General features: G+C 51.7%; 11 protein-coding genes. 8 read left to right on the top strand and 3 right to left on the bottom strand.

The genetic code is table 11. From position 1 onward, the window contains the following. The first annotated feature begins 16 nt into the window (after positions 1-16). From KP708_RS03105 to nagB, 3 genes are all read left to right on the top strand, one after another. A complete protein-coding gene (locus KP708_RS03105) occupies positions 17-2,437 on the top strand; it encodes a TonB-dependent receptor (RefSeq protein WP_215750353.1) in 2,421 nt (806 codons plus the stop codon). A gap of 122 nt (positions 2,438-2,559) precedes the next feature. Beyond that, positions 2,560-3,804, top strand: a complete 1,245-nt coding sequence (gene gluP / locus KP708_RS03100; RefSeq protein WP_215750352.1) for a glucose/galactose MFS transporter — start codon at positions 2,560-2,562, stop codon at positions 3,802-3,804. Next, complete coding sequence (gene nagB, locus KP708_RS03095) at positions 3,801-4,592, top strand: glucosamine-6-phosphate deaminase (RefSeq protein WP_215750351.1); 792 nt, start codon at positions 3,801-3,803, stop codon at positions 4,590-4,592. The genes gluP and nagB overlap by 4 nt, the downstream gene beginning before the upstream one ends. Positions 4,593-4,884: 292 nt before the next feature. Here nagB and KP708_RS03090 read toward each other — a convergent pair whose 3' ends face one another. Then, the gene (locus tag KP708_RS03090; protein ID WP_252347397.1) at positions 4,885-6,999 is read right to left on the bottom strand and encodes a beta-N-acetylhexosaminidase; all 2,115 of its coding nucleotides are present in this window, start codon (positions 6,997-6,999) and stop codon (positions 4,885-4,887) included. A 1,045-nt stretch (positions 7,000-8,044) separates the two neighbouring features. Between KP708_RS03090 and KP708_RS03085 the strand changes: the two genes are divergently transcribed. Then, positions 8,045-9,337, top strand: a complete 1,293-nt coding sequence (locus KP708_RS03085; RefSeq protein WP_202207834.1) for an NAD(P)/FAD-dependent oxidoreductase — start codon at positions 8,045-8,047, stop codon at positions 9,335-9,337. 24 nt (positions 9,338-9,361) lie between these two features. On the opposite strand, the gene KP708_RS03080 is transcribed toward KP708_RS03085, so the two are convergent. Then, complete coding sequence (locus KP708_RS03080) at positions 9,362-10,474, bottom strand: CDP-glycerol glycerophosphotransferase family protein (protein WP_215750349.1); 1,113 nt, start codon at positions 10,472-10,474, stop codon at positions 9,362-9,364. 51 nt (positions 10,475-10,525) lie between these two features. On the opposite strand from KP708_RS03080, the gene KP708_RS03075 reads away from it, so the two are divergent. The 4 genes from KP708_RS03075 to KP708_RS03060 all read left to right on the top strand — a co-directional run bounded on the left by KP708_RS03075 (position 10,526) and on the right by KP708_RS03060 (position 16,114). After that, positions 10,526-11,854: a lipopolysaccharide biosynthesis protein gene (locus KP708_RS03075; protein ID WP_215750348.1), complete on the top strand. Its 1,329-nt coding sequence runs from the start codon at positions 10,526-10,528 to the stop codon at positions 11,852-11,854. A 123-nt stretch (positions 11,855-11,977) separates the two neighbouring features. Beyond that, a complete protein-coding gene (locus KP708_RS03070; protein ID WP_215750347.1) occupies positions 11,978-12,364 on the top strand; it encodes a hypothetical protein in 387 nt (128 codons plus the stop codon). A 172-nt stretch (positions 12,365-12,536) separates the two neighbouring features. After that, a complete protein-coding gene (locus KP708_RS03065; protein ID WP_371822747.1) occupies positions 12,537-14,762 on the top strand; it encodes a TonB-dependent receptor family protein in 2,226 nt (741 codons plus the stop codon). Next, positions 14,762-16,114: a PepSY domain-containing protein gene (locus tag KP708_RS03060; protein WP_252348078.1), complete on the top strand. Its 1,353-nt coding sequence runs from the start codon at positions 14,762-14,764 to the stop codon at positions 16,112-16,114. Before KP708_RS03065 ends, KP708_RS03060 begins: the two co-directional genes overlap by 1 nt. Here KP708_RS03060 and KP708_RS03055 read toward each other — a convergent pair. After that, positions 16,097-16,741 carry an SCO family protein gene (locus KP708_RS03055; RefSeq protein ID WP_215750344.1) on the bottom strand — a complete coding sequence of 215 codons (645 nt, stop codon included), beginning with the start codon at positions 16,739-16,741 and terminating at the stop codon, positions 16,097-16,099. The genes KP708_RS03060 and KP708_RS03055 overlap by 18 nt on opposite strands. Positions 16,742-16,930 lie beyond the last annotated feature (189 nt).

Raw genomic sequence — 16,930 nt, 5'->3', positions numbered from 1 at the left:
GAGTGGAGTTGTCACAATGCGCATAACATTCCGTCAGCTTTTGGTTTCCTGTGTCACGATGGCCAGCCTCGTGAGCGTAAGTGCAAATGCACAGGATAACAAAGCTGCCCCCGCCTCATCCAAGGGCTCCTCAACCACCAAGGCTTCTGCCACGTCGCGACATTCCAACTCTTCAAGCCCAGGCCCCTCCGTTCTGGGGCAATTTACCCCGTCGGTGGAAGAGATTTCGGTTACAACCCATTCTCTGTCAGCAACGGGCGTTACGAACCGCACCCCTGGCGGCGGTCTCATGCCGCATCAGACGGCTCCACGATCCCAGAGTGGAATCACGCGTGACTTTATCGCCAAGCAGTCACCCTCTTCCAATATTACGTCACTGGTTGCGGACCTTCCTGGCGTTACCGTTTCGAGCCAAGACCCTTACGGTATTACTGGCGATCATATTCAGATGCGGGGCCTGAACCAGACGCAGATCGGCTACCTGTTCGAAGGCGCTCCCCTCGCCGATCCGATCAACTATGCGCCTTATACCAGCACGCTGGTTGATACAGAGAACCTTGGGGCTGTTACGGTTTCTCAGGGATCGCCTGATCTGAATGCACCATTCTACAATGCTGTCGGTGGGCAGATCACAGCGTCTGCTCTCAATCCATCGAAAAAAGCTGGTGGCTTTATCGATGTTGCTGGCGGGTCTTACAGCTTTAACAAAGAATTTCTCCGCCTCGAAACGGGCAATATTGGCAACTCAGGTATTCGTGGGTTCGTGTCTTTCTCTCACACCAGCTATAACAATGGTGCTCGTGGACCAGGTGGCCTGTTCCGTTATCACGTCGATTCAAAATTCGTAAAAGAATGGGGCGACGGGAACAGTATCTCTGCAATGTTCTCCTATAACCGTCAGCAGGCAACATCATGGCGCTCGCCAACGATGGCGCAGTGGAAGCAATACGGCGTTGGCTTTGCCTACTCCCCGACGTTCTCTCCGGGCAATGCCTCTTATTACAAGCTGAACCAGCAGAACCTGAATCAGCAGCTCGTCGTCGTGCCGATGCACTTCACACTCTCAGATCACCTGCATCTCCAGGTAACACCATACTATGTGCACCAGTTCGGCCCCTCTCTTGGTGGCGAGAACATTCCTGCGAGTGGCGGATATTACGGAACACAACAATACGGCAATCTTGACCGTGGAACGGTTGTTAATGGTAACATCCTCACGTCCAGCCGTGATCCCTGGAACCAGAAAACTGGCGGCCTCAATACTTCTGCAGACTGGAACATCAGCAGAAGCAACACGTTCTCGTTTGGCTGGTGGTACGCGTATACAACACATGAAGAGCTTTCAGATTTCACGCCTGTCAACGCAAACGGTGTGGGACTCTCAGGTGGCGTAATCCGACTGAACGGCAAGATCTTGTCCGGTTACGACCTGAATTTCATGCAGCAGGTCAACACGCTGTTTATTGCTGACACCCAGAAGCTCCTGAACGATAAGCTCACGCTTAGCGCAGGATTCCGGGTTGCCATGGTGTCACGTCAGGGTACCAACCTGATTCCAGGTGCTGATCCCTACAAGATGCAGGGCAATTATTTCGAGCCGCTGCCGCAGTTCTCTGCCAGCTATCAGATTACCAAGCAGGATCAGATCTATATCAACGGCACCACGTCTTTCCGTGCACCAGAGTCTGTTGAAGCCTATTCCCAGATTTTCGATCCGAATTCCGCTCATGCTGTGATGCAGCCGCAGAGCCTTAAACCTGAATACTCGATCAGCGAAGAAATTGGCTATCGTCATCAGGACAAATTCTACAACTTTGCGATGTCATTGTTTAACATCAACATCACGAACCATCAGGTTACATCAACGGGCTACATCCCGGGTACGAACATGATGGTTGCGTCTCCAATCAATATTGGTGGCCAGACGTCTCGTGGTGTTCAGGCCGAATTTGGACTGGCGCGCTGGCACCATTTCAGTCCCTATATTTCTGGTCAGTTCCTGCACTCAACGTTTGATAATGACTTTAACACAGGCAGCGGTCTTCTGCCGACGGCCGGAAAGACTGCCGTTGGCGCCCCGAAGTTCACCGCTGCAGTCGGCCTGAACTATGATGACGGGCACTTCTTCGGCAATTTTGATCTGCGATATGTGGACTCCCAGTACACGACGTTCATGAACGACCAGAAGATGCCGTCTTACATCACGTCAAACATCGCACTTGGTTACCGTATGAATTCTTATGGGCGTATCAAGCACCCACAGATTCAGTTAAACCTCACCAATCTTGGCGACAACCATTATCTATCCGGTTCGAGCTACACCTCCAACGCCAAGGCCCATCTGACATCCACAGGTGCGACCGCAAATGCCAGCGCACCAGTTTATTATGTCGGCGGCGTGTTCGCGGCGATGGTCTCGCTTTCCACAGGCTTCTAATTCCCACGACAGGCTGCTGATCACATCAATATTGGTCAGCAGCCTATTGAGAGGGCGATCTTGTGTTCAAGTTTCCCATATCCAGCCCTGCTGGGGCTTACGGATGGCGGCCTGTTTTTATCATGGCCGCCCTTTTTTTCAGCATAGGGTTTGTAACCTGGCTGAACGGTCCCCTAATCACCTTTGTACAGGTTGCATTTAACCTGAGTGACGTAGCGTCTTTTCTTGTTCCCGTGTGTTTTTACCTTGCGTATTTTATCTTTCCCCTCCCCGCAACTCTGCTGTCCAAGCGGATTGGTTTGCGACACGGCCTCGTTGTATCGCTGGCCATTATGGCCGTCGGCACGGGCCTGTTCGGGGAGTGTGTCAACGCAAGATGGTATGCGGGCGCGCTTAGTGGACTGACGGTGATTGGGGCAGGTCTTTCGTTGCTTCAGATCACAATTAATCCTTACGTGAGCTTCCTTGGTGATCATGATCGTGCAGCTCAGCGCATTGCCATCATGGGGGTTGCGAACAAGTTTGCGGGTATTGTGGCTCCTTCTTTGTTCGCCATTATTGTCATGCCACATGTCGGCGAAGTGGCAGCGAGCATCCATAATGCACCTGTCGGACCAGAACGAGACGCTATTCTTATAAAATTTACTACTGCCGTACATACCCCATACCGAGTTATGGCCGGTTTACTTGCATTGTTGGCCATACTTGTTGCGCGATCTTCTCTCCCGGAAATCACGATAGAACAAGGAGTGACGACGCAAGATCCGGTACGCCAGGGAAGTCCTCTAAAATTGGCCTCGGGTGTGCTGGCAATGTTCCTGTACGTGGGAATTGAAGTTCTGGCGGGCGACGCTATTGGACTCTTCGGTCGCTCTTACGGTCTGTCGCTGGACGTAACCAAGTATCTGACAGCCATGACACTCGCCTCCATGATGGCGGGGTACCTTGTCGGAATGGTTGTGGTTCCTCGGTTTGTCAGCCAGGAACGCTATATGATCCTGTCTTGCATTCTGGGTGTTTTCGTCTGCCTGCTGTCATTGACCACACAAGGAGTGATCCCAGTCCTCTGCGTCGCGTTGCTTGGGTTTACTAATGCCATGATCCTGCCGGCTCTCTTCCCCATTGTCTTGGCGGAGGCCGGGACTGATGGGGCTAAGGCAACGGCTTTTCTGGTGATGGCTTTTTCTGGCGGCGCGGTGTTACCCCAGATTTTTGTTCATCTGACCCCATGGCTTGGCACGACATTCGCTTTCATGGGGCTTGCAATCCCGTCCTACCTCTTCATAGGGCTTTGGATGACTGCTATTTTTATGAAAACGACTCACCTTCACCTCACGAAAACGCCTGCAGGAGCCTCCGAGGCATGAAAATTTTGATCTGCCCAGATGCGGCATCCGCTCGAACCGTTGCTGCCAATATCCTGAAGCGCCAGATACTTAGGAAACCGTCATCCGTCCTTGGGCTCGCAACCGGCCGGACGATGGAAGCAATCTATAAACTTCTTGTGGCAGAACATTGCGAACATGGTTTGGATTTTTCTTCTGTAACAACGTTCAATTTGGATGAATACATCGGCCTTGATGGCGCTGACGAGCAATCCTATCGATATTATATGCAGGAACATTTGTTCTCGAAGGTTAATATTTCTCCGGAACGTACTCACGTTCCAAATGGTGCAGCCGACGATGTCAATTTAGAATCCAAAAATTACGAAGCCGCTATCGCTCAGGCTGGAGGCATTGATCTTCAACTCCTTGGCCTGGGCCAAAATGGACATATTGGCTTTAATGAGCCTCTTTCTTCGTTGAATTGCCGAACACGCGCCGTCACCCTTGCTCAAACCACTCTTGAGCAGAATGCAGAGATGTTCGATGGCAATCCAGACAACGTCCCTTCCCGCGCCATTACCATGGGAACGGCAACCATCCTTGAATCGAGCATGGCCTTGCTGGTGGTAACCGGCCAAGCGAAAGCACACATTGCTGCACAAGCAATTGAAGGGCCTGTTACCGCCGCTGTGCCCGGCTCCGCGTTGCAGTATCATCCGTCCTGCCTGGTGGTTTTGGATGAAGAAGCGGCATCCGCTCTTATGGGTCGCACGGCAATAGATTGGCAGTTAAAGCACGATCCTGAGCTGATTGCTCTGATGGATTGATGATAATGACGAACCGGGTAGGCTTTTAAGAGCCTATCCTTGCACGTTGTCTTCCTTCGAAGTTTCAAGCCGGTCTCTCGTCATGCCGAAAGATGGTAAGAAAATAGGTTTAGGGCATTCCATTTGGAGCAACGCAGCTTCGGGCCCGCCTGTAGCACCCGCACAGTCCAGTCGTAGACTGCTAAGTTATGAAGACGGCTGGTTTTCTGGGTAATCGACAAGAGCCATAATACATACGGTTCTACCCGGCGCTTTGCAGGACATGTTCCTGCTGCGCCGGGTAGAAGAACTGTTATCGGGTGCTTTGAACCAGTGTGTGAATGCCTGGAACAATAGCAATCAGCAGCCCACTCGGTGGGATCACGCGGTCCTTACCGGCGAAACTGGTAGGATCAATCAAGGTAAGATCCTGTACAGTCAAAAGCTGATGTGCCTTCTTGTGCCAGGCGCGATCATGACCGCCGGGTTCTAGCGCTTCCAGACCAAGAACCGCCAATTGAGATAACTGTTTGGAAACAGGCTCTGCCAGTTGGAGTTGAGGCGACGTCGCAACCTGAACATAAGCTGCATCATTGGCTGCCCAGATGTTCAATGATTTGCGAAGCTGTTCAACGACGCTGCGATCCCCTGCCGCATAGCGCTTCGCGAGTGCATTGAACTCGATGGCGCTGAAGCTATCGGGAGATGCGATGGCGGCTGGGCTCTTTAGCATCGCGTCTCCTGCAGGAGCAGCAAGATGGTTCATGGCATAATTCTGCACCGGGACCGTGACAGACGTTAGTATGGTCAACGGTGTGATATTGCTGGGCGTGAGCTCAGCGATCATGCGATCCGTGTGCTCCCGGGCAAGTAAGCCCGTTTTTTCCAGTTCATTCATGATGACAGGTAGTCTGCGATACAGATCATCAACATCCTGAACCGTAGCCGGAGACCAGAAGCGCTCGGCAATTGCTGCCGAACGCGGCCAAAGCCTCGCATCCAACATTTCGTCAGAGACAATTTCTGCCCATAAAGGGGCCTCTCCGCCAAGGACCAGTTTGCGTTGGGCCTCATCCAAAGGCGCCATATCCGGGTCCGGAGCAAAAGCGCTTTCAAGGCGCCCCAGTGTTTGATGGCGTAAATGATCAGTGTCTGCGGCGCTTAGAGTGGCAGGACGGGTTGCATCAGGATCTACAGCGTAATGGTTGGCGGAGGAGTACAATAGATCCAGATAGTATCCCGCAGATACGACGACCGGATGACCAGCCTTTGTGGCCGATCCGGTCCATTTTGCGTTTCGCCAGACTTCGACCACAACATCTTTAGGAATTGGAGCTTCGCTAACCTCATCCCAGCCCATCATGATCTTGCCCTGAGCCGCCAGAGCCTTTTCAATTTTGGCTGTAAATGCTGCCTGAAGTGCCGGGACGTCCTTGTATCCGTTAGCTTTCATGTAAGAGACGATTGCTGGGTTATCCAGCCACTGCTGATCCTGAACTTCATCCCCACCTGAATGAATATAGCGATCCGGAAAAAGCTTTCCGATTTCGGCATAAAGATTTGCCGCAAAATCAATGACCTGAGGGCTAACCGGATTCAGCGCGGCGTTGTTCAGGTTAGGTCTGCGGTTACAATGTGTAGTTGTCTGACCATCCGCTGAACTCGTCGTACAGGCTCTGCCTGCAGCGTCCGTCACCAATACGGGCTGTTGTGCTGCCAGTTCGGGGTAGGCCTGCAGGAGGGACAGTGTGTGCCCCGGGATGTCTATTTCCGGAACAACCCGGATCCCGCGATCGGCAGCATATTGAACAATGCTCCGGACTTGGGACTGCGTATAATATTGATGATGCGCTCCCGCTTGCTGAAGTTTCGGATAGCGTAAACTTTCAATGCGAAAACCTGTTCCATCACTCAAATGCCAGTGCAGGACATTCAGCTTGGTAAGCTCCATCGCATCGAGCTGGCGCTCCATGGTTTCAAGCGACATGAAATGTCGCGACACATCAATCATGAGACCACGCCACGAGAACCTTGGGGCGTCCTGTATGTCGGCTTCCATAATCTGTCGGCCTGATGGCCCGGTATGTACAAGCTGCAGGATGGTTGCAAAGCCGTGGATCAAGCCTGCCGGCCCATCAGCCTCAAGTCGAATATTCTGCCCCTTTACGGACAGACGATATCCCTCTCGTTCATTTACCGTCAGATATGAAGGGTCTTGCCCTGTTCGGATATGCAAAACCGTCTTGGGTCCCGTATTCGTTGCTCCGCCGTGCAATTTTTCCATGCGACCTAGAAACCGTGCCGCCGCTTTTTTCTCGAGAGGTGTAGCCTTTCCATCCCAAACGATCTTGATTCCCTCAAGGCGGATAGATTGACCACTCAAGGAAATATGAGTGGGAGCTGGCAGCAGAACCGGTCCGGAAGACAATACGTCCTGAGATTGCGCGTGCGCTTGAGAAAAGGGGAAGGCACAGACACTACTGAGTAAAATCCCAGAGAGCGCCAAAACGCGGTGAAGGCCTTTTTTCACAAACTGTCTTCCTGCAAAGTGGAGAGAAAATTTTTGGTGGATTGGCAAAGCGATTGATGACGAAAGGCCACGACGCGATGGCTAGGAGAGGTAGAAACTGCGTTCACACGGCCGGTCGACCCATAGCTCTAGGAACGCGACCGCTTGATCCTAATCCGGCGCAAAGTCACGCATCTGACGTCATGTTTCTTTGCTCCTGCCTAAGGGACTTTCTGGTCTCTTATTACGGAGTGGGAATTAAATTGCTGTCAATAGATTTTCAGACGGTATTAACCCTCGCTGGATTGTTTAGTTGAAAAACTTAATTGATCACGGAAAATGGAGCTCTAAAGCGGCCACTTTTCATGGCGGAAGGTCGTCTCTCTTGTCAGACACCTCAAACCGTTTGCGTCACTGAATGCTCTAGAAGCAGAATCACGATCGTCTCTGGTCACTTCCCACCTGGCATTTGCAAAGCGTGGGGGCTGTCCGAGAGGCGATCCTAAGGAGATCCAGGTCTGCGCTAAAACGAAGATGCATGATTTTGAATTGAAAAATCATGCACGTGTCATATCTCCCTTCCGAGATTAAAAATGCTCTAGTTTACACAGTCAAAAATCGACAAACCTTGCATCTTCTGTCGTTATTACAGTGCCCTTCCTCAAAATATCTAAAATAAATATAGATATTTTCGCTCATAATTTTACAATATACATGATTGTAACGGACATTTTACAATTAATATAAAGTTTTATTTTTAATATATTCAAATAAACTATAACATATGTGTAATATTATTCGTGAAAATCTTATGAAATCACTAGAATATTACTTTCTCACATTTCAAAAAACCTTAATGTCCACCACAACATTCGTGACCAGATCATTCGGTTACCAACTTCGTCGGAAACGATCTGTATCACTTCCTAGTGCCTGACTCCTAATGAAGGGGGCGAGAAATTCGATGGCGTCTAAATCTGAAATTCTTATTGTTGGTGGTGGCGTTGCAGGTCTCGCACTCGCGACGCGACTTGGAAAAACGATGGGCAAGCCTGGGAAAGCCCGCATCACTCTGATTGACAAAAGCTTCTCACATGTCTGGAAGCCAATGCTCCACTGTTTTGCATCAGGCACGGTGGGAAATGAAAACGACCGCATCAATTTCATCACTCAGGCAAGCGGTCATCATTTCGAGTTTTGGCCGGGAGAAGTTGTATCACTTGATCGAGAGAAACATGAGGTTGTCCTCAGTCCTCTTCATGCTTCAGACGGTACGGTGGTTCTGGAAAGCCGAACCATTAAATATGACACCATAGTCATTGCTATTGGCAGTTGCGCTAATGATTTCGGGACGCCAGGCGTCAAGGAGCACTGTCTTTCCATTGATAATCTGGTCGAAGCAAACGCTTTCAATGAAAAATTTCGGATGGAGCTTCTACGATCATTCGCAAATAATTCGGAGCTGGATATTGCAATTGTAGGCGGCGGAGCAACAGGCACCCAACTAGCTGCAGAATTACACAAGGCATTGGAGATCGTCGGGCCATATAACCTTCACGCCTTTGGTAAGCCCCCACCGAAGCTCAGGGTTACCCTTCTTCAGTCTGGGCCACGTATTCTCCCAGCCTTTCCTGAATCAGTCTCCGCGGCGGCCCAGCAGGAGTTGGAACGAATTGGGGTAACGGTGCGGACGTCAGCCCGCGTTGCGGGAGCAAATTCAACAGGGTTTATTCTGAAGGATGGGACACAGGTGTCGGCAAAGCTTCGGGTCTGGGCTGCTGGCGTCAAGGCCCCCGAAGTTACAACAACCTATGGGGGGCTTGCTTTGAACAAAACCGGACAGATTTTGGTCAATCCAAATCTGTCTTCGATCGCAGATGACAGGATCTTCGCCATGGGAGACTGTTCTTTCATTGAGAATGATCCCCTCCCCGCAACTGCGCAGGTCGCCAGGCAGCAGGCTCGGCATCTTGCGCGTTACCTTCCCGCCTGGATCGAAAAAGGTCAGAAGGTACCAGCGTGTATTTTCCATAATAAGGGCGCGATCGTCGCGTTGGGAAAATACAATGGCTGGGCAGCCCTTCCGGGCGGCACCGTTTGGGGAGGAGGTCTGTCGCATGGCTTGTCTGCCAGGCTTGGGCATCTGATGCTTTACAGAAAGCACCAGATGGAAATCTTTGGCCTCTATCGCGGTCTGATCTCTTGTTACTCTGATTGGGTGGAAGGTTTTGTACGCCCCTCCGTGAGGCTGGATTAAACACCGCCTAGCCCCAAATCGGTATTAAGTGTTCAAAAGGCTTTGAATAACGTTTGCACCGCGACGTGCTGCCCCGGGAGAGCGATCACCCAGTGACCTGTCCGCCATTTCTTTCTGCCGGTCGCGATATAGCGCGTGGCGTGCCGAAGCCTTACGGATAGTATCGAATAGATCGCGAGGATTCTCGACGACGTCTCCGAAGTGCCAGTGCGCGAAATCAGGGTTATTTCGCCAATCAATCTGATGAGCGTTCAGAAAGACGCAGGGCCTAGGCGTTTCCAGGAATTCATAAACCTGACTACTGACATCTCCAACGTAAATATCAGCCGAAGAGGTGTAAGTCATATCAACACAGCGCTCAGATCCGGTATCGATCAGAATTTGAGAACTGCTCCTACCGTTCCAACTGTCCCGAATTGATTGTCGTCGCCGTCTAAACATTTTTGTGTGTGGCGCTACGATTAAGTTAAAATCGGACTGCGCGGAAAACTGCTCGAGCATAGGCTCGATAAACTGCTTCCAGGATGAGAGGCCCCTCGCCTTATGAGCATTGTAAAGCACGGTGGGGCGTTGAGTAGAAAAGAACAGTGTTGCGTCTGGAAAAAGTTTGCAGGTTTCCAGCTTGACTGACCCAATCACTGAATGATTTTCAGGCTTGATCAGAGCGTTATCCAACATTCTCTGAGCCGATTTTTGACCCGACAGTAGAACATGGTCGAACGCTTTGACTTCACTAGTGAAGCCTCGTGCTCGATCACCGCATCCATGCGGGATATAAATCAGGCGAGGTGACGAAATGCCAAAACGCCTTGCGGACGCAACCGTATCCTCAACTGTTACAATCGCATCGTATCGATCTAGTTCTGCAGCATTATCGCGAAGGACCATATCCTTGAACATTCCCAGGATACGGATGGACTGCATGGCAGCGGTAGGGAACGATCGACGGAGCGGCTGATATTTCATTTCAGGAGCCCCGGCGGCGTAACGAACTCTCTCCAGATGGTAAGGCGTTTCCGGGTCGTTGTAAAAGTTTGTAATATTGATTTTGTCAGACTGAGCTAATTCCAGCGCAATTGCCGCAGCGTGATAACACTGATAAGATTCAGCAATGTACAGAAATGCAACGTTCTTCATGGCTGAATATATAGTTTTCTCTCATTTGGTAAGCAAGCGTCATTGAATACCATGTCTCGAGAAAACGGATTACTGAAACGTACGTTATCAAATCTTGCATGGCTTCTGGCAGGCAAAGGCGTGGGTGCTATCCTGAGTCTGATTTATCTGGGATTGGCCGTTCGCACGCTGAAAAGCGAAGGGTTTGGCCAGTTCACGCTCGTTTTCAGTACCGCTCAGGCTATTGCTGCATTCGTCAGTTTTCAGACGTGGCAAATCATTATTCGGTATGGCGTACGTCACGTGACAGCGCGGGACGAAGCCGCACTGGCACGTCTTACGGGGTTCTGTATCGGTCTTGACGTGTCTGGAGGCATAGCCGGGTGTCTGATTTCGTGGGGCGGAGTCACTCTTCTTGGCCCATTGCTCGGATGGTCGCACGCTCTTTCCCACGCTGCGTTGGCCTTCTGTTTTGTAATCCTATTGTCTGTCCGGTCTACGGCTGTGGGGTTACTTCGGCTGCATGATCGTTTCGGTGTAGGCGCAATGGCTGATGCTGTAACGCCAATCGTGCGATTTATTGGGGCAATTGCCGCGACCCTGTGGCACCCAACAGTTACAGGTTTTCTTGTCGCCTGGGCCATTGCCGACATTATTACGGCCGTGGCCTACTGGGTGTGCGTCCTGCGTACCATGCCTCGCTCTCTTCGGGTTAGTGAGCTAAGGCAAGGATGGCGGGCTCCGCACGAGAACCCGGGAATATGGCGTTTCACATGGCTTACAAATCTGAATTCAATTATCGGGACGGGCTGCAATAATATCGTATTGCTGCTTGTCGGTATTTTTACAGGTGCAACTGACGCAGGCCATTATCGCTTGGCCTATCAGCTTAGTCAGGCGCTCGTCCGTATATCAGAAATGTTTTCTCGAGCTGTATTGCCAGAGCTCGCTCGAGCTCATGCCAGTCAGGAATCCCGCAACATCAGGGTATTGCTTCGCCGGTCGACGGGTCTTGCAATCATCGTAACACTAGTCATTGCTGTAGCTCTTGTGGCTGGAGGCCGCCCTGTCCTTCAGTTAGTGGCGGGGCATGCTTATTTAACAGCATTTCCTTTGCTAGTGACCCTCGGTATTGCCGCCTCTCTGGACCTTATTGGAGTAAGCTTCGAACCTGCTCTTATTGCAACGGGTCATGTAGGCCGAGCCCTTCAGGTTCGCATCGCCAGGACGAGCGTCCTATTTGTGACACTTGCGGTGCTGATGCCCTACTTTGGCACTATGGGCGCTGCTTCAGGCATGGTGGCGTCATCTATTCTGGGGCTTGTGCTCTCTGTTCTGGCGACCAGAAAAGCTCTGGCAAAGGCACCGCGACAGTCTACTGCGCTTCCAGACAGCATTTGAACGCAATGTCACCATGTCGCCGAAACTGGCCTACAGTTTCGGCCCACCTCGCCCTCTGCCTCGCTCACCAAATATCACGACGCCATCTGGTCATAGCCCAAAAGGTGGAGTAGCACATCCAGTATGGATCGCCGGATCAGGAACTCAGCATATCTATTGGGCTTTTGGCCCCTAGTGCTGCTTGCCCTGCTGGCACGCCTGACTTTTGGTGGCGTCGTGACGACTTCGTCTGTGTTTGACGATTCACTGAAAGAATTGACGAAACTAAGCGTCTTCTGTGATTCACAGGAGGCTTATTCTGCTCCCGACAAACACCACCATCAGAACGATCAGCAAGATGATGCCTTCCTGCTCTCTGATGCTTTGGATCTTTTCCAGCTAACAATCGCTTTCTGCGCACTGATAGCGCTGAGTATTGCGTTTGTTCATCGCGTCTGGATGTTTACCCCAATCCGCGGGCCACCCACTCCCGAACGCGCCTCTCAGTGCCCCCAAGGCCCTCCCGCCTGATCTGAACTGCAAAAGCCACCCGCCTGCAAGCGCACGCGGGTTTTCGTGCTGTCTATCCAGGTTCAGACCAATGCCTCATTCTATGTATCGATCTTCCCGTCTGCTTGCGGGCGTAACGACCTGTGCCGTCCTTTTCTTCTCTTCCGCCTCATTGGCAACATCTCGCCAAGAGATGAACACGCCTCTCAAAACTAGCCGACGTAAAGCTCCGGCTGTTCCCAAGCAGCCTAAAGGGGAAGTCATTACCGTCACGGCCGCCAAGCATGCTCCCGCGCCAATCCGCCCGGCCGGGCAAACAACTTACAGCTCAGACCGGAGTAGTTTTGGGAATCAGATTGGCCAAAGCGTCGCCGACATGATTGTCACTCTCCCCGGGGTCAGTTTCACCCAGGGCAATGGTCCGCGCGATACCGTCGTGTCTGTCCGCGGATCGGGGGATCGGCAGTCTTACGGGCTTAAGAACTTGCAGGTGTTGGAAGACGGTTTCCCCATGACGCAGCCCGACGGAACGGCAAGAGCCGATCTGATCGACCCGCATGCTTACCAGGGGGTGGATGTCTTCGAAGGACCAGCATCTACCGTTTACGGCAATTATGCGATCAATGGCGCAATCAATTTCCGAACCCGTAAGGGGGCTGATATTCACGGGCTGGAATTAGGATCGGATTTCGGCAGCTTCGGTATGTTCAACAACTACGCAACGCTCGGACTTGGTAACCAGCGTTACGATCTTATGGTGTTCGCGAGCGACGTCCGTGGAAATGGGTTTATCGCCAATAGTCGTTATAATACTTCAACAGAAAACGTCCGGCTTCGCGTCAATCTGACGTCTTCAGACCGTCTCATCCTGAAGTTCGTCAACAACGTGACAGACGCGTCCCTACCTGTTCGCCTGTCTTTGAACCAGTATCACGCAAATCCTTATCAGAATGGATGTTACAACACGTCCACGTCCCGTGCTGGGTGCGCTTCCGTCAACCTGCTGGTTAATGGCCGGTACGGCACCAAAGTCGCCATGAGTCCCGAGGCTGCTGGTCTGGGTCGTTTTGATCGTCGTACCGTTACAGGACTACGGTGGGAGCATGATTTTAACGAGCAGACGACCTGGCGTAACCAGCTCACATACGATCAACGCCACGTAGACCAACCCACCTCACCAACGTCTTTCGTAGGCCCCTACAACTCCTATAACGTCAGCAGCGACGTAACAAACTATGCTCGGATCGGAACAACGTCTCTCGATACATTCGGCGGGCTGAGTTTTGATTACCTCGACTATGGATATCAGACGTACAACATCATGCCGGCAGGCGGTGCCACCCGAGGCGCCATGAGTTCTGCTTCCTACGGACATCAGTGGAACCTTGGCGCGCGCTTTCAGGAAGACTGGCACTTTGCACCCGATTGGCATGTTGTTGTCGGACTGGGAGGTACGTATTCCGATATTGGCGCCACTGAGACGCTATATGGATATTCAGCCTCCGGGGTGCATAGCCAGTACGTCACGGCAAACCGCTTCTACTTCAATCTCGCGCCTGAAGGCGCTCTGATTTACGATCCGAGCGAACACTGGACTTTCCACACACGGGTTGGAACAGCTTATGGCACGCCGTCGTCTTCCAATTTCTTCATCACGCCCCAAGGGCAATACGGGAACAATACACAGCTAAAGAGCCAAACGAGCCTTGGAGTTGACCTCGGAGCAGACTGGCATCCAACAGAGACCACACATATTCAGCTCACAGGATTTTACGAGTTTTACAGCAATGAACTCGTTAACCAGTCCGCCGGTGTGAACGCCGTGGGGGCCAGTACATTCAACGCCCCTGCCTCACAGCATCGTGGCATTGTTGTGGGAGCTGATTGGAAGCCGCTTGCCCATGCCCTTCCCGGTGGACGCATCTCGCTCAGCTACACCTACGATAATCAACTCTACACAAACTACACGGAAATTCTTTCCAATAGTACCGCATCAAAGCGTTTCAGTCGGAATGGGAAATACATCCCTGGCGTTATTCCCAACTTCCTGAATGCCCGTTTTCTTTACGATCAGCCTTCTGGCTTCTTAGAGGGAGTCGGTGGATATGCAGAAGTGACCTGGCGAGATGCCTATTGGCTAGACAATGCAAACCGCCTGAAAGCGCCCGGATATGCCCTCCTGAATCTGGAAATGCACTACGATCCCCCGGCTCGGATGGGTTGGGCTCACCGTCTGCACTGGTATTTCGAGGTGCAAAACGTCACCAACCATACTTATGTCTCTGGCGCGACAAATATCAGCGATCAGTTGCAAGAAAACGGGCAAGAAGCAACGGCAGCAACACTGATGAATAGCACTGGATCGATTTATGCCGGCTCTCCCCGGGCATATTTCGGCGGCGTACGGATAAAATTGTGATGCGCATGAGTATGAAAGATGATTTGGCGTCCTGGGCCCCCGATCGCCTTACCGTTTGGCGATGGCATTTCTTTGCAGGGCTCTTTTGCCTCCCCTTCGTTGCCCTCTTGTCTCTCACGGGCAGCGTTTACCTGTTCAAGCCACAGATCGATGGGTGGATCGATTGGAAATACGATCACCTTCCCGCGGTGATCGTCTCGTTGCCGCAGAAGGACGTCAATGCTGCTCTGAAAGCAGTACCTAATAGCAGCTTTCTTGCGTACGAAGTTCCGACCTCCCCACGCAGCGCTGCACGCATTCTGGTTAATCGCGCGGATGGTGAGGCCATGCGAGTTTATGTAGATCGAAACCGCCATATCGTTCTGAAGACCGCACTTGAAGAACATCGCTTTGAACGACTGGTTTTTAAGCTGCATGGCCAGCTTCTACTGGGCAATCTGGGCTCGATCATCATGGAGATGGTCGCGTCATGGACAATCGTCCTTATCCTCTCGGGTCTCTGGCTATGGTGGCCGCGAAACCAACGGGGGCTGGCTGGTGTGCTGTACCCACGCCCTAACCAGACTGGACGGGCACGATGGAGAGATCTCCATGCCGTTACAGGTGTTTGGGTTTCTATCGTTCTGACACTGTTTCTGGTGTCTGGCCTCCCCTGGTCATATGTCTGGGGGCACGTCCTTCTTTCTGCCGAGAAGACTGTAGGCCGCATCACATCAGTGAAAGACTGGGAAATTGGTGCGGTACCCGTTCAGGAGACAATAGCTGGCCACCCGATGGTGTCACACCATGAAGACATGCCTGGCATGGATATGTCCGAGGATATGCCGTCGCAGGTGAACTTGAACGGCCTGAACAATGTGGCCCGAACAGCAGAAACGCTATCACTTGCTGCTCCTGTTCTTATCACGCCCCCAAATGGATCTGATGATGTCTGGACTATCAGATCCGATGCCCAGAACCGGCCTCTCAGGGAGAGTGTGAAGGTTACGGGAGATGGGCATATCATCGTGAGAGAGCATTTTTCCCAAAAGGCAGCAATTGACCGGATCATAGGATATGGCGTTGCAGCCCATGAGGGACATCTGTTTGGATGGGCAAATCAGCTACTCAATCTTCTGGTTGCCCTCGGGCTTCTGCTGATGAGTTGTGCAGCAACAGTTCTCTGGCTCAAACGCAGGCCGGAAGGAGAATTTGGAGCATCGCCCTCCCTTCCATCCTCACGAATGGGCTTTGCTATGGTAGGCGCCCTTTGTATTCTTGCCGTTCTGTTGCCAGAACTGGGAATGTCCATGATCTGTCTGGCTGTAGCGGTGAGACTCTGGCGTTATCGTGAATCAAGAATGGGTCGGTAATAATAGCTTTAAATCGGTTGCTATCTGATGTGCGCTGGAATCAACGGGTATCATTCCGACTAATTGGTTCTCACCGTCCATCAGGTACAGCAGAGAACTGTGATCAATCAGATCGTCGGACCCCATACCAGAATGATGCTGCATCTTAACATGGAAGGCTTCCATAACGGGCTGAAGCTGCTCAGACGTGCCTGTTAGCCCGATGATTTTGGGCGAGAAATTCTCCACATATTCCTTCACAACCTGAGGGGTATCGCGTGTCGGATCAACGGTGATGAAAATAGGTGTTACAGAGTTACCTTTGGTCTTGAGCTCATCTAGAGCTGACGAAACTGTTTCAAGGGTTAGGGGGCAGACGTCTACGCAGTGAGTGTAGCCAAAATAAATCAGCGTATAGCGTCCCTGAAAGTCGGACTGGCTAACAGGGTGCCCCTGCCCGTCGGTTAATGCATAAGGGCCGCCAATGGCTGCATGATGATGTGACGTCAGGAACGTCCGAAACCCGGCAGCGCCGACCAGCAGCGCAAATGTAATACTAACAATCAGGACGAGCGCTTTTCTATCTTGCCGCGGAGGCGCAGAGGCTTTTCTGGCAGGAGTTTTTTTGCGGATAGAGCGCCGTTTCATGGCGTGTTCATAGCAAACACATGATTGGCTTGCATCAGATGTTTTCTACTAAAGCTGACTTGGTCTGGGCTCACCATCTGCATCAACAGGAAAATTCGTTACAAGCAGCCGGGTATATTCGCTGACAGTCTCCTCTAGCTCATTGTCATAGGCTTGATACGCATTAGAACAGAAGAATAAGTCCGCCAT

Source organism: Gluconobacter sp. P5H9_a, from assembly GCF_018812085.1.
GTDB lineage: Bacteria > Pseudomonadota > Alphaproteobacteria > Acetobacterales > Acetobacteraceae > Gluconobacter.
This window is presented reverse-complemented; position numbering and strand designations above follow the sequence as displayed.

What these genes read in the sequence shown, in the direction of transcription:
- KP708_RS03105 (WP_215750353.1), top strand. Translation starts at nt 17, where the DNA reads ATGCGCATAACATTCCGTCAGCTTTTGGTTTCCTGTGTCACGATGGCC.
- gluP (WP_215750352.1), top strand. Translation starts at nt 2,560, where the DNA reads ATGGCCGCCCTTTTTTTCAGCATAGGGTTTGTAACCTGGCTGAACGGT.
- nagB (WP_215750351.1), top strand. Translation starts at nt 3,801, where the DNA reads ATGAAAATTTTGATCTGCCCAGATGCGGCATCCGCTCGAACCGTTGCT.
- KP708_RS03085 (WP_202207834.1), top strand. Translation starts at nt 8,045, where the DNA reads ATGGCGTCTAAATCTGAAATTCTTATTGTTGGTGGTGGCGTTGCAGGT.
- KP708_RS03080 (WP_215750349.1), bottom strand. Translation starts at nt 10,474, where the DNA reads ATGAAGAACGTTGCATTTCTGTACATTGCTGAATCTTATCAGTGTTAT.
- KP708_RS03075 (WP_215750348.1), top strand. Translation starts at nt 10,526, where the DNA reads ATGTCTCGAGAAAACGGATTACTGAAACGTACGTTATCAAATCTTGCA.
- KP708_RS03070 (WP_215750347.1), top strand. Translation starts at nt 11,978, where the DNA reads ATGGATCGCCGGATCAGGAACTCAGCATATCTATTGGGCTTTTGGCCC.
- KP708_RS03065 (WP_371822747.1), top strand. Translation starts at nt 12,537, where the DNA reads ATGAACACGCCTCTCAAAACTAGCCGACGTAAAGCTCCGGCTGTTCCC.
- KP708_RS03060 (WP_252348078.1), top strand. Translation starts at nt 14,762, where the DNA reads ATGCGCATGAGTATGAAAGATGATTTGGCGTCCTGGGCCCCCGATCGC.
- KP708_RS03055 (WP_215750344.1), bottom strand. Translation starts at nt 16,741, where the DNA reads ATGAAACGGCGCTCTATCCGCAAAAAAACTCCTGCCAGAAAAGCCTCT.